The 12592-nt window shown below is 62.6% G+C and carries 12 protein-coding genes and 1 pseudogene; 12 read left to right on the forward strand and 1 reads right to left on the reverse strand.

Annotated features, from left to right (window positions below; translation table 11 throughout):
* The first annotated feature begins 2 nt into the window (after positions 1–2).
* From R0V12_RS08430 to R0V12_RS08465, 8 genes are all read left to right on the forward strand, one after another.
* Positions 3–503 (forward strand): hypothetical protein, encoded by a 501-nt coding sequence (locus R0V12_RS08430; RefSeq protein ID WP_070363044.1) that lies wholly within the window; start codon positions 3–5, stop codon positions 501–503.
* The gene (gene tsaB / locus R0V12_RS08435; RefSeq protein ID WP_070363043.1) at positions 503–1171 is read left to right on the forward strand and encodes a tRNA (adenosine(37)-N6)-threonylcarbamoyltransferase complex dimerization subunit type 1 TsaB; all 669 of its coding nucleotides are present in this window, start codon (positions 503–505) and stop codon (positions 1169–1171) included. Before R0V12_RS08430 ends, tsaB begins: the two co-directional genes overlap by 1 nt.
* Positions 1168–1641, forward strand: coding sequence for a ribosomal protein S18-alanine N-acetyltransferase (rimI, locus tag R0V12_RS08440; protein WP_288792571.1), 474 nt, complete (start codon positions 1168–1170; stop codon positions 1639–1641). Before tsaB ends, rimI begins: the two co-directional genes overlap by 4 nt.
* Positions 1638–2690, forward strand: a complete 1053-nt coding sequence (gene tsaD / locus R0V12_RS08445; RefSeq protein ID WP_320072464.1) for a tRNA (adenosine(37)-N6)-threonylcarbamoyltransferase complex transferase subunit TsaD — start codon at positions 1638–1640, stop codon at positions 2688–2690. Before rimI ends, tsaD begins: the two co-directional genes overlap by 4 nt.
* A gap of 166 nt (positions 2691–2856) precedes the next feature.
* On the forward strand, positions 2857–3156 hold the full coding sequence (gene groES, locus R0V12_RS08450) for a co-chaperone GroES (protein WP_320072465.1): 300 nt from the start codon (positions 2857–2859) through the stop codon (positions 3154–3156).
* A gap of 21 nt (positions 3157–3177) precedes the next feature.
* Positions 3178–4788 (forward strand): chaperonin GroEL, encoded by a 1611-nt coding sequence (gene groL / locus R0V12_RS08455; protein WP_320072466.1) that lies wholly within the window; start codon positions 3178–3180, stop codon positions 4786–4788.
* 136 nt (positions 4789–4924) lie between these two features.
* Positions 4925–5509, forward strand: a complete 585-nt coding sequence (locus tag R0V12_RS08460; protein ID WP_070363038.1) for a sigma-70 family RNA polymerase sigma factor — start codon at positions 4925–4927, stop codon at positions 5507–5509.
* Positions 5506–6264: a hypothetical protein gene (locus R0V12_RS08465; RefSeq protein ID WP_071572757.1), complete on the forward strand. Its 759-nt coding sequence runs from the start codon at positions 5506–5508 to the stop codon at positions 6262–6264. Before R0V12_RS08460 ends, R0V12_RS08465 begins: the two co-directional genes overlap by 4 nt.
* Here the strand turns inward: R0V12_RS08465 and R0V12_RS08470 are convergent.
* Positions 6261–6683: a DUF5319 domain-containing protein gene (locus R0V12_RS08470; protein ID WP_070363036.1), complete on the reverse strand. Its 423-nt coding sequence runs from the start codon at positions 6681–6683 to the stop codon at positions 6261–6263. The two genes, R0V12_RS08465 and R0V12_RS08470, sit on opposite strands and share 4 nt — an antisense overlap.
* Before the next feature lie 104 nt (positions 6684–6787).
* On the opposite strand from R0V12_RS08470, the pseudogene guaB reads away from it, so the two are divergent.
* The 4 genes and pseudogenes from guaB to guaA all read left to right on the forward strand — a co-directional run bounded on the left by guaB (position 6788) and on the right by guaA (position 12584).
* Positions 6788–8310, forward strand: a pseudogene (guaB, locus tag R0V12_RS08475) (IMP dehydrogenase).
* Positions 8311–8346: 36 nt separating this feature from the next.
* Positions 8347–9501 (forward strand): GuaB3 family IMP dehydrogenase-related protein, encoded by a 1155-nt coding sequence (locus R0V12_RS08480; RefSeq protein WP_070363034.1) that lies wholly within the window; start codon positions 8347–8349, stop codon positions 9499–9501.
* A 24-nt stretch (positions 9502–9525) separates the two neighbouring features.
* Positions 9526–10818, forward strand: a complete 1293-nt coding sequence (locus R0V12_RS08485; protein ID WP_320072467.1) for a PAS domain-containing protein — start codon at positions 9526–9528, stop codon at positions 10816–10818.
* A 212-nt stretch (positions 10819–11030) separates the two neighbouring features.
* Positions 11031–12584 carry a glutamine-hydrolyzing GMP synthase gene (gene guaA, locus R0V12_RS08490; protein WP_083329458.1) on the forward strand — a complete coding sequence of 518 codons (1554 nt, stop codon included), beginning with the start codon at positions 11031–11033 and terminating at the stop codon, positions 12582–12584.
* Positions 12585–12592 lie beyond the last annotated feature (8 nt).

Raw genomic sequence — 12592 nt, forward strand, 5'->3', positions numbered from 1 at the left:
CCATGCTGAAGCTGAACAATACTAGCCGTGGTTGGGTCGCTATTGCGTGTGCACTGTGGGTGATTGTGCTCGTTGCTCTCATTTTCATCCCACTGACCAAGCCGTCCCCAATGGCGGCTGCGACGCCAACGAATTCTCTTTCCCGCTCCCTTGAAGAGGTCAAGCCTGGTGGCGAAGCCGTTGCGGGCCAGCTCATCGACCTGACTCGCGTCTACGACAAGGACTACATCGGGTTCACCACGCTGTGCCCGAACGAGCCGGACCAGCTGCTGCTGAGCAAGCTGCAGGCGCTGAACCTTGACCAGGACCGCTTCGATTTCTCCGGCGACTGGGGTTACATGCTGCTGTTCGACGAGGACCAGAACGCGGAGATCGACCTGGACAAGGTGGAGCTTTCCAAGGTGAACATCTGCTCCATCCCGCAGTCGGAGATGTTCCCAATGAATACGCCGCTGCCGTTCCACAAGGACGGTAACGGCTGGGTCATGGGAGTAGCGGCTTAATGCTGACGCTGGCGCTCGATACAGCCACGCACGACCTCGTTGTCGGCGTGGGCGAGCAACAGTCGCGCCGCGTGGATGCACAGCGGGTAATCAGAACCCGCTCGCATAACGAACTTTTGGTCCCCACTGTCAACGAACTACTGGCGGAAGCGGGCTGCACCTACGGTGCGCTCGAAGCCGTCGTTGTTGGCGTGGGGCCTGGCCCGTTTACGGGGCTTCGCGTAGGCATGGCCACCGCGTCCGCCTTCGGGCAGGCGCTGGGTGTGCCGGTGTACGGGGTCTGCACCCACGACGCCATCGCCGCGGAAGCCGGGGACACCACCGGGAAAAGCGTGCTAGTGGTCACTGATGCGCGCCGCCGCGAGGTGTACTGGAGCCTCTACCGTGACGGACAGCGCGTCGACGGCCCACACGTCAGCGCAGCCAGCGCGATCGACGTTGAGGGTGACGCCGTTGACATGCTCGTCGTACCGGACGCGCTGCGTGAGACTGTGACTGTCGCGGCTGGTGAGGTACGCGATCTCGCGCCGGGTGTTCGCGGCTTGCTCGCCGCGTGCGATCCATCAGATACGCCGGAGCCACTCACACCGCTGTACCTGCGCCGCCCGGACGCCGTGCCGCCGAAGCCGCGCCCGCGCTCTGCTGCGCTGCCGGACATCAAACTGTGAATATCCGGGAGCTCACACCCAGCGACGCAGACGCCGTCGCGGCGCTGGAGGCGGTGCTGTTCGCTGGCGAGACCCCGTGGTCGCGGGAGGTGCTGCTGACGCAGTTCGCGCAGCCGTACACGTTCTATATCGGCGCCTTCGACGACGAGGGCGCACTTCTGGGGTATGCGGGCCTTGCGATGCTGGGCCCGCGCAACGACCCGGAGTTCGAAATTCACACCATCGGCGTCGCGCCCGAGGTGCAGCGCCGCGGGGTGGGTAGGGAGCTGATGGACCAACTCGTCCACACCGCCGACCTTCTCGACGGCCCGATGTTCCTCGAGGTGCGCACCGACAACTCCGCGGCGCTTGGCATGTATGAACGCTACGGCTTTTCCGTGGTTGGCACCCGAAAGAATTACTATCAACCTTCTGGCGCGGACGCGTTTTCGATGATGCGCCCACGCAAGAGCGAAAGGGAGCAGGCATGATTGTTGCCGGGATTGAGTCATCGTGCGACGAGACGGCCGTCGGTATTGTCGACGTCCACTCCGACGGCACCATGGAGATCCTTGCGAACCAGGTGGCGTCTTCGATGGAGCAGCACGCACGCTTCGGTGGCGTGGTGCCCGAGATCGCGTCGCGTGCCCACCTTGAGGCGATGCCGCAAGTGATGGCCGCGGCACTGGAAGAGGCCGGTATCGATGCCCCGGACGTGGTTGCGGCGACGATCGGGCCTGGTCTTGCCGGTGCGCTGCTGGTCGGCGCGTCCGCTGCGAAGGCCTACGCGGCGGCGTGGGGTGTGCCGTTTTACGCCGTGAACCACTTGGGTGGGCACGTGGCGGTGGCGAACCTGGAAGGCCAGGAGCGGCTCCCGCACTCGGTGGCACTGCTGGTCTCTGGTGGGCATACGCAGTTGTTGGAGGTTGAGGCCGTCGGCAAGTCGATGCGCGAGCTTGGCTCCACCCTTGATGACGCCGCCGGCGAGGCCTACGACAAGGTCTCGCGCCTGCTTGGGCTTGGCTACCCGGGCGGCCCGGTCATCGACCGCTTGGCGGCGAAGGGTAACCCGGATGCGATTCCGTTCCCGCGCGCGCTCAGTAAGGCCGACGATCTGCGGGGCGAGCACCGCTTCGACTTCTCGTTCTCCGGCTTGAAGACTGCCGTGGCGCGCTACGTGGAAAAAGCGGAGCGCGAAGGCTGGGTGGTCAACGTGGAGGACGTGTGCGCGTCGTTCCAGGAGGCGGTGTGTGACGTGCTCGTGCGCAAGGCGCTGCTGGCACTGGAGGAGACCGGTGCGAAGACGCTGTTGCTCGGCGGCGGGGTGGCGGCGAACAGCCGCCTGCGCGCACTTGCCCAGGAACGTTGCGAGAAGGCTGGCGTGGAGCTGCGTGTACCGCGCTTCGGGCTGTGCACCGATAACGGCGTGATGATCGCAGCGTTGGCTGGCCAGCTCATCCATGAGGGGGCCAAGCCTTCGGAGCTGTCCGTGGCGACGGATACGTCGTTGGAAGTGGAGATCCCGCTCGTTCACCAGTAAAGATTGGTGAGTGTCGTCACAATGTTGAGTGTTAGCACTCGCAGGGGTAGAGTGCTAACAAGGTTGTGGAGAGCGCAGTTGTACACCCGCGACGACGGCTGGGCCTTCAAATAACCGCAAAACTACTGAACTGATAGATACAACATTGAAGGAAGGCGTTCAGATCATGGCAAACGTCAACATCAAGCCACTGGAAGACAAGGTTCTGGTACAGATCGCTGAGGTGGAGACCACGACGGCATCCGGCCTGGTTATCCCTGATTCCGCTGCTGAGAAGCCACAGGAGGCAGTTGTTATCGCTGTCGGCCCTGGCCGCTTGGATGAGCAGGGCAAGCGCATTGCTGTCGACGTCAACGAGGGCGACACCGTGATCTTCTCCAAGTACGGCGGCACCGAGCTGAAGTACAACGGTGAAGAGTACTTGCTGCTTTCCGCTCGCGACCTGCTGGCCGTCGTCGAAAAGTAATTGAAGGGGGCGTAGCCACCAATGGCAAAACTTATTGCATTTCATCAGGAGGCCCGCGAAGGCATCAAGAAGGGTGTTGACACTTTGGCGGATACCGTCAAGGTCACCCTTGGCCCGCGTGGCCGAAACGTTGTGCTTTCGAAGTCGTGGGGTGGCCCGACCGTTACCAACGACGGTGTGACGATCGCCCGCGACATCGACCTCGAGGAACCCTTCGAAAACCTTGGTGCGCAGCTGGTGAAGTCCGTCGCAGTGAAGACGAACGACATCGCCGGTGACGGCACCACGACCGCGACGCTGCTCGCGCAGGCGCTGGTCACCGAGGGGCTGCGCAACGTCGCCGCTGGTGCGAACCCGATCCAGCTCAACAAGGGCATCCAGGCTGCGGCCGAGAAGGTCATCGAGGAGCTGAAGTCGCGTGCGACGGAGGTTTCTTCGTCCGCCGAGATCGCCAACGTTGCCACCGTTTCCTCCCGCGACCCTGAGGTCGGCGAGATGGTTGCCGGTGCGATGGACAAGGTCGGCAAGGACGGCGTTGTCACCGTTGAGGAGTCCCAGACGATCGACTCGTTCGTCGACGTCACCGAGGGCGTCTCCTTCGACAAGGGCTTCCTGTCGCCGTACTTTATGACGGACCCTGACGCTGGCCAGGCGGTGCTGGAAAACGCCCGCGTGCTGCTGGTTCGCAACAAGATTTCCTCGCTGCCGGACTTCTTGCCGCTGCTGGAAAAGGTTGCGGAGGCATCTGTCCCGCTGCTGATCATCGCCGAGGATGTCGACGGTGAGCCGCTGCAGACGCTCGTGGTGAACACACTGCGTAAGTCCCTGAAGGTTGTCGCTGTGAAGTCGCCGTACTTCGGCGAGCGCCGCAAGGCGTTCATGGATGACCTGGCCGTGGTGACTAACGCGACCGTCATTGACCCTGAGGTTGGCATGGCACTCAAGGACGCCACGCTGGAGGACCTCGGCTCGGTGCGCCGCGTCACCGTGACCAAGGACGACACCGTGCTTGTCGACGGTGCCGGTTCCGCCGAGGACGTCGAAGAGCGCCGCAACCAGATCCGTCGTGACATTGAAGCGACGGACTCCACCTGGGACAAGGAGAAGATGGAGGAGCGCCTGGCGAAGCTGTCGGGTGGTGTTGCCGTCATCCGCGTAGGTGCCGCGACCGAAACTGAAGTCAACGAGCGCAAGCTGCGCGTCGAGGACGCCATCAACGCTGCCCGCGCGGCAGTCGAAGAGGGCATCATCGCCGGTGGCGGTTCCGCGCTGGTCCAGATCGCACGCGAGCTGGAAACCTTTGCGGAGTCCTTCGAAGACGAGCAGAAAACTGGTGTGCTGGCGGTTGCTCGTGCGCTGGTGAAGCCGGCGTTCTGGATTGCGGACAACGCTGGGCTGGACGGCTCAGTTGTTGTGTCGAAGATCGCAGACATGGCGAACGACGAAGGCTTCAACGCCGCAACGATGGAGTACGGCAACCTGGTTGAGCAGGGCATCATTGACCCTGTGAAGGTGACACACTCCGCTGTTGTCAACGCTTGCTCGGTAGCCCGCATGGTGCTGACCACGGAGGTTTCTGTGGTGAACAAGCCGGAAGAAGTTGAGGAACACGCACACGGTCACGCGCACTAATTAGTGTTTGTGACGAGGGGAGCCCGGACGGATACATGCCGTTCGGGCTTTTGCGTGCCTGATGGGTCAGGCTTTGGGAATGGCATGCTCGGCGCTGTACCCTTAGGCGATACTGGAAAGGAGTCGGGCGTCGCGTATGAGCGGTATAGATACTGATGACGTGAATGCGCAGCTTGCGCAACTGCTGCCTGCTGCACAGTCCGGTGATGATCGGGCGACGCAGCGCGTCGTGGCGCTCATTTATCCATTTGTGCTGCGCTACGCCCGCGCCCGCATTGGCGGCGGGCGCACCCCGACCCCGGAAGACGTCACCCAGGACGTGTGCTTTGCAGTAGTCAAGGCGCTCAGTACCTATAAGGACCAGGGCAAGCCGTTCATGGCATTCGTGTACGGGATTGCATTTAATAAGGTGACGGACGCGCACCGCAGCTATGCGCGAGACCGAATGCTGCCCACCGAAGATATCCCCGATGGGGTATCGCAAGAGGCGGATCCAGAGGGATATGCGCTGGATGTCGACGCGAGTAACAAAATGCGCGAGCTGCTCGATGTACTCAATGAGAAAGCGCGAAATATCATTATTCTTCGCGTATTTGTTGGCCTTTCGGCGGAAGAAACAGCAGAGATTGTTGGCGGGACAGCTGGGTCGGTTCGTGTCGCACAGCACCGTGCCCTGGCTCGCCTGCGTGAGGCCCTTGAAGAAGAGGAGTCTGCGAAATGACACGTGATGCTCACCGTATCCCGCAGTTTGATGAGCTGTTGGCGGATGACGCCCTGTTGACCAAAGCGTCACGTGGAGAGGACCCTAGCGACGGCACCGATCCGCTTTTGGGCCTGATGGGTGCGCTGCGCGAGGACGTCGAGCGACCGATGCCGGAGCCGCCATACATAGCGCCCGTGGCGGCGCCTGCGCGCAAGCAGATGAACCCGTGGCTCAGTGGGCTTGTGGGCGCGGCAGCAGCCACCGCAATCGTTGCTGGAAGTGGGGCAGTGTTGTACAACGCGACTCCTGATTCCCCTCTGTGGCCAGTAGCCTCAACCGTGTTCGGAGAGCGTGCGTCGGTCATGGAGCTTGCGAGCACGCTCGACGAGATGGAAGTAGCCAGCGATGAGGGTAACGGCGACGCTGTGCGTGCCCTGGTGTTGCAGGCCAAGGCGTTGCTTGACTCCATGGATGCGAAGAAGACGCAAGGGTCTGAGCCCACGGTGGCGTCGACAATCCCTGAGGTGACGGTGACGCGCACCGTGACTGTGACGGTGACACCTGAGCCGCGCGAACCGGTGACGGTGACGCAGGTGGTCACGGAGCAGCCTGCCGTCGAGCAGCATTCCTCCGCGCAGCCGACAGTGAGTGCGGAACCGAGCGGTGCGCACGTGCCGGCTACTACAGGCAAGGACGCCGCGCCGGAATCGCCAGTGGCGACGACCTCCCCCAAGCCGGTTGAGCCCCCGGCGTCAGCCTCGCCGCAGCACTAGCGCCCGGCGGACTCGATGCCGTCCATGTACCCCAGCGCGTAATCCCACGTGACATAGGCGTTGACGTCCGGGTTAGCGCTTGGTTCGTGGACGGGCGGCAGCGCGTTGTTGAGCGTGGAGATCATGTTTTGCTCCATGATGTCCCAGTCGTAGTAGTGCGTCTGCTCGCAGTCTTCACACATGAAGAAGATCCCGAGGATGCCGCGGGGGCGCAGGATACGTTGTGCGTCGCGGACGTGGGCGAGGTCGTGAATGATCGCCTGCCGCTCCTCGCTGCTTAAGGGCTCCGGCTGTTCGTCGTCCTCGATGAACGATGCCGGGTCGTTCGGGTCGTTTGCGAACGGGTCGAGTGGCATCATGTCGTCGTAATTCACACCGATCAGCCTATTGTGTGGGGAGTAGCAAGGCCAATTAGCCATGTGCGTTGGGATTTTTCGACGCCGCTGTGTGTCGTGTCGCGCGACGTTATATCATGGCTGAAAACCAATGTCGGGTACACCGCGCGCGGAAGGAGAAGTTGTCAATGGCAAACGAGCGAGTTCTTACAGGTGGGGATGACCCGCACAAGGTTGCACTGCGGGGCTTGACCTTTGATGATGTGCTGCTGCTGCCAGCCGAGTCTCACATTGTGCGGCCGAAGTGAGCACGAGCTCGCAGTTCAGCCGCAACATCAAGCTGGGTATCCCGATCGCATCGGCTGCGATGGATACGGTTACGGAGTCGCGGATGGCGATCGCGATGGCGCGCCAGGGTGGCATTGGCGTGCTGCACCGCAACCTGAGCGCTCAGGACCAGGCGGAGCAGGTTGACATCGTAAAGCGTTCTGAGTCGGGCATGGTCACCAACCCGGTGACCGCCACACCAGACATGACGATTCGTGACGTCGACGCGCTGTGCGGCCGCTTCCACATCTCGGGCCTGCCGGTGATCGACGCCGACGAGCGCCTGGTGGGCATCATCACCAACCGCGATATGCGCTTCGAGCCGGACTACGACCGCAAGGTCGCAGAGGTGATGACACCGATGCCGCTGGTTGTGGCGGATGAGGGCGTCGATAAGCAGGAGGCACTCGCGCTGCTGTCGGCGAACAAGGTGGAGAAGCTGCCGATCGTGGACAAGGCAGGCAAGCTGGTTGGCCTGATCACGGTGAAGGACTTCGTGAAGAGCGAGCAGTACCCGAACGCGTCGAAGGACTCGAACGGCCGTCTGCTTGTTGCCGCTGGTATCGGCACTGGTGAAGAGTCCTACGAGCGTGCCGCGTTGCTCGTTGAGGCGGGTGTCGACGCCCTCGTCGTCGACTCTGCGCACGCACATAACAACCGCGTGCTGGAGATGGTGTCCCGTGTGAAGAAGGACTTCGGCGACCGCGTTGACGTCGTCGGCGGCAACCTGGCAACGCGCGAAGCCGCGCAGGCCATGATCGATGCCGGTGCGGACGCGATCAAGGTCGGCATCGGTCCTGGCTCCATTTGCACCACCCGCGTTGTTGCGGGCGTCGGAGCACCACAGATCACGTCCATCCTGGAGGCTTCCGTACCTGCTCACAAGGCCGGAGTACCGATCATCGCAGACGGTGGTATGCAGTTCTCCGGCGACGTTGCTAAGGCCCTCGCCGCTGGCGCATCGACCGTCATGCTCGGCTCCATGCTCGCAGGCACCACTGAGGCACCCGGTGACGTCGTGGTTGTTGGGGGTAAGCAGTACAAGCGCTACCGCGGCATGGGCTCGATGGGCGCGATGCAGGGCCGTGGCCTGACCGGCGAAAAGCGCTCCTTCTCCAAGGACCGCTACTTCCAGGCAGACGTCACCAGCGAAGACAAGCTGGTGCCGGAGGGCGTCGAGGGCCGCGTTCCGTTCCGCGGAGATATCGACGCCATCACCCACCAGATCGTCGGTGGTCTGCGCGCCGCGATGGGCTACACCGGCTCCGCCTCGATCGCAGAACTGCAGACGAAGCAGTTCGTCCAAATCACCACGGCTGGCTTGCGCGAATCGCACCCGCATGACATCACGCAAACGGTTGCAGCGCCGAACTACCACAACTAATCCTTTCTGACTGGCTCCTGAAGGAGAGAACCTGACATGCGTGAATATGTAGAAATTGGCATCGGACGCGAAGCCCGCAAGGCCTACGACCTTGACGATCTGACCCTGGTTCCGACGCGGCGCACCCGCTCGTCGAAGGACGTCAACACGGAGTGGCACATCGACGCCTACTCCTTTGACATGCCGCTCGTATCCCACCCGACCGATGCCCTAGCGAGCCCCGAGTTCGCCATCGAGATGGGTAAGCAGGGTGGACTTGCGGTGCTCAACGCCGAGGGCATCCTGGGCCGCCACGCGAACTTCGAAGAGGCGATCAACGAGGTCTGCGGGCAGGCGCCAAATCCCAAGGACCTCGAGCAGGAGAATTACCACGAGATTCCTAGCAAGATTGCCAAGGCTACGGCGACGCTGCAGAAACTCCATCAGGCGCCAATTAATTTGGACGTGTTGAGTGAGCGCATTGCGCAGGTCCGCGCGTCGGGCGCGACCGTCGCTGTGCGCGTGAGCCCGCAGAACGTGCGCGAGCTTGCTCCGGCAGTGATCAAGGCCGGCGCGGAGATCCTGTTCGTGCAGGGCACGTTGATTTCCGCCGAGCACGTGCAGCCCGGTGGGGAACCGCTGAACTTGAAGGAGTTCATCGGCTCCCTCGACGTTCCGGTCATCGCAGGTGGCGTCTTCGACTACACGACGGCCACGCACCTGATGCGTGCTGGCGCAGCCGGCGTGATTGTTGGTTCGGGTCGCTCCTCTTCCGGCCTGGCGCTGGACGTTCCTCTCGCAACTGCGATTGCCGACGTGGCTGCGGCTCGCCGCGACTACTTGGACGAGACCGGTGGCCGTTATGTCCACGTCATCGCTGATTCGGCACCGTCGAACGCCGGAGACATCGCGTTGGCACTCGCCATGGGCGCCGACGCCGTCATGGTAGGCAGTCTGTTCGCGAAGGCGAACGAGGCCGCTGCTGGCGGCGCGTACTGGGAACCGGCGGCTGCGCACCCGCGCTTCCCGCGCGGCGAGGTTGCCAACTGGGAGTTCGGCGATCGTCTTCCGCTGTCTGAGATTTTGTTCGGTCCATCGAGCGATTCGGGCGCTGCCACGAACTTAGTGGGCGGTTTGCGCCGTATTATGGCGAAATGTGGGTACACTGATCTCAAGTCGTTCCAAAAGGTCGACGTGACCGTCCGCCCGTAAACAGATTGACCTAATATATCGAATATGGCCTACGAAGTAGTTATTAAACGAGATGCCCCTGACGGCCCACACCACGAGGTTGATGTCGACCACATCTTCTTCTCGGTGACGGACAGCAAGGGCATTATGACCCATGTCAATGAGGTCTTTATTCACTACGCGCAGTATCCCGAAGTCGAGATGATCGGGAAGCCACACAATCTCATTCGCCATATTGAGATGCCTGGTGGCGCGTTCAAGCTGATGTGGGACGTCATTGAGGACGGCCGACCGTTCGCAGGCTATGTCCGTAACCGCGCAAAGAGCGGCTCTGCGTACGACGTGTTTGCTACCGTGACGCCTCTGCCAAATGGCGACTACCTCTCGGTGCGCACCCGCCCGATGACCGAACTGTTCAAGGTCGTCGGCGACGTGTACCAAGCGGTGAACGACGTTGAGTGGAAGGCGCGCCACGAGGGCGTTGGCCGTCGCCGCCGTGCAGAGCTTGGCCTGGCCAAGCTGCAGGAGCTTGTACCTGATTACGACGCCTTCGTTGCCGAGGCGCTGCCAGCCGAGGTGCTGGCGCGCGAGGAAGCGGGCTTCGACCTTCCAGAGGGCACCGGCGAGGTGTACGAGGCCACTAAGCGCCTCTACCGCGAGCTGGACCGCTTCATGGAAATCCAGTCCTCCATTAAGGAAGCCGCCGAAGAACTGGCAAAGGCCAGCCAGACTTTGGTGGAAGAAAACGCTGTGACCAACAGCGTGAAGGGCGAGATGGAGAACGTCATGGCGGAGGGTGCTGCCCGTACGCTGCTGCTTGCACCACTGCAGGTGTGGGCGACGATGCGTGGCATCATCGACGAGAACGCGCAGTCGCTCAACGAGGTGGCTGGCGAGTTGGCGAAGAAGGCGGCGTCCGCGCGTATGGCGATTGCGCTGGCTCGTCTGCATACTGCGCAGACCGCGATTTTCTCCCTTGAGGCGAACCGCGGCGAGGTGCTCTCTATGCTGTTCGACGCCCTCGAGGTGGACGTGAAGCAGATGGACGACGCAGTCTTCCTGCACTCCTCCCTGGCGAACCGCGTGGACCTGAAGGTGAACTCGATTTCCGAGCTGACCAAGATGCCGCTCGAGATGATTCGTCGCTGGTCCCAGACCACGGCGCAGGAGCCGTTCGGCGAGAACATCGAGCCGCTTGTTGCTCAGGTGCACCGCGCTATCCAGGCTGCTGATAACTCTATCGAGCGCCTGCACGCTTCCTCGCAGAAGCTGGGCTCCGACCCGGCGATTGACGGGGTGCACGATGCGCTGGAGAACCTGCGTGCGCTGCTGAAGTAGTCTGTTGTAACGCCGCAACGCTGAAGACACCACCTGCCTGGCGGGTGGTGTTTTGTTGTTTCGAAGGGATTCCCGCACCAGATTCCAGTATTTCGGCCGGGTGCATTGGTGTTTCCCCAGGTCCCGAATTGTGCGCGCGGGAATGTGGTGCGCAGGACACTGTCATCGGGCTCACGTACACATTAGGTGCTGCGTAGGTTAAGATTTGGTGCGTGACTACAGCTCAAACTCGCCCTGTTCTTGTTGTTGATTTCGGTGCGCAGTACGCGCAGCTCATTGCGCGTCGTGTGCGTGAGGCGCACGTGTTCTCCGAAGTCGTTCCGTCCACGATCTCCGCTGCGGAGGTGAAGGAGAAGCAGCCGCTGGCGCTTGTCCTATCCGGTGGCCCGTCGTCCGTGTATGAGGATGGCGCTCCGCAGTTGGACCCTGAGATTTTCGAGTTGGGGATTCCGATCTTCGGCATCTGCTACGGCTTCCAGGTGATGACGCGGGCGCTCGGCGGAAAGGTTGAGCAGACCGGCGCCCGTGAGTACGGCCGCACGGCGATGAACGTCAAGGGCGGCGTGCTGCACGCCGACTTGCCGGAGGAGCACAAGGTGTGGATGAGCCACGGCGATTCGGTGACGCAGGCTCCGGAGGGCTTCGAGGTCACCGCGTCTTCGAAGGGTGCGCCGGTCGCCGCGTTCGAGAACGTGGAGCGCAAGTTCGCCGGTGTGCAGTACCACCCGGAGGTGATGCACTCGCCGCACGGCCAGGAGGTGCTGACGCGCTTCCTCACCGAGATTGCTGGTCTGGAGCAGAACTGGACGGCATCCAATATTGCGGAGCAGCTCATTGAGCAGGTTCGCACCCAGGTTGGGGACGGCTACGCCATCTGTGGTCTGTCCGGTGGTGTGGACTCGGCTGTTGCTGCGGCGCTGGTGCAGCGTGCGATCGGGGACCGCCTGACCTGTGTGTTCGTGGACCACGGCCTGCTGCGTCAGGGTGAGCGCGAGCAGGTGGAGAAGGACTTCGTCGCCGCGACCGGCGCGAAGCTGGTCACCGTGGACGAGCGCAAGGCCTTCCTGGACAAGTTGTCTGGTGTGACCGAGCCGGAGGCCAAGCGCAAGGCGATCGGTGCGGAGTTCATCCGTTCCTTCGAGCGCGCTGTGGCTGATGTGTTGTCGGACCACAAGGTTGATTACCTGGTGCAGGGCACGCTGTACCCAGACGTCGTGGAGTCTGGCGGCGGCACCGGTACCGCGAACATCAAGAGCCACCACAACGTCGGCGGCCTACCGGACGACGTCGAGTTCGAGCTGGTCGAGCCGCTTCGTCTGCTGTTTAAGGACGAGGTCCGCGCGGTCGGCCGCGAGCTGGGCCTGCCCGAGGTGATCGTGAACCGTCAGCCGTTCCCGGGCCCGGGCCTGGGCATCCGCATCATCGGTGAGGTCACCGAGGAGCGCCTGGAAACCCTGCGCGCCGCTGACGCGATTGCTCGCGAGGAGCTGACCAAGGCTGGCCTGGACGACCAGATCTGGCAGTGCCCGGTCGTGCTGCTCGCCGACGTTCGTTCCGTGGGTGTGCAGGGCGACGGCCGCACCTACGGCCACCCAATTGTGCTGCGCCCTGTCGCGTCCGAGGACGCGATGACCGCGGACTGGGTACGCATCCCGTACGAGACGCTGGAGGTCATCTCGACCCGCATCACCAACGAGGTGGCGGATGTCAACCGCGTGGTGTTGGATGTTACATCCAAGCCGCCGGCCACCATTGAGTGGGAGTAGGTAGCCGA

This window comes from Corynebacterium sp. UMB2355A (genome assembly GCF_033877495.1).
GTDB lineage: Bacteria > Actinomycetota > Actinomycetes > Mycobacteriales > Mycobacteriaceae > Corynebacterium > Corynebacterium pseudogenitalium.

What these genes read in the sequence shown, in the direction of transcription:
- tsaB (WP_070363043.1), top strand. Translation starts at nt 503, where the DNA reads ATGCTGACGCTGGCGCTCGATACAGCCACGCACGACCTCGTTGTCGGC.
- groL (WP_320072466.1), top strand. Translation starts at nt 3,178, where the DNA reads ATGGCAAAACTTATTGCATTTCATCAGGAGGCCCGCGAAGGCATCAAG.
- tsaD (WP_320072464.1), top strand. Translation starts at nt 1,638, where the DNA reads ATGATTGTTGCCGGGATTGAGTCATCGTGCGACGAGACGGCCGTCGGT.
- R0V12_RS08485 (WP_320072467.1), top strand. Translation starts at nt 9,526, where the DNA reads ATGGCCTACGAAGTAGTTATTAAACGAGATGCCCCTGACGGCCCACAC.
- R0V12_RS08480 (WP_070363034.1), top strand. Translation starts at nt 8,347, where the DNA reads ATGCGTGAATATGTAGAAATTGGCATCGGACGCGAAGCCCGCAAGGCC.
- groES (WP_320072465.1), top strand. Translation starts at nt 2,857, where the DNA reads ATGGCAAACGTCAACATCAAGCCACTGGAAGACAAGGTTCTGGTACAG.
- R0V12_RS08470 (WP_070363036.1), bottom strand. Translation starts at nt 6,683, where the DNA reads ATGGCTAATTGGCCTTGCTACTCCCCACACAATAGGCTGATCGGTGTG.
- R0V12_RS08430 (WP_070363044.1), top strand. Translation starts at nt 3, where the DNA reads ATGCTGAAGCTGAACAATACTAGCCGTGGTTGGGTCGCTATTGCGTGT.
- R0V12_RS08465 (WP_071572757.1), top strand. Translation starts at nt 5,506, where the DNA reads ATGACACGTGATGCTCACCGTATCCCGCAGTTTGATGAGCTGTTGGCG.
- R0V12_RS08460 (WP_070363038.1), top strand. Translation starts at nt 4,925, where the DNA reads ATGAGCGGTATAGATACTGATGACGTGAATGCGCAGCTTGCGCAACTG.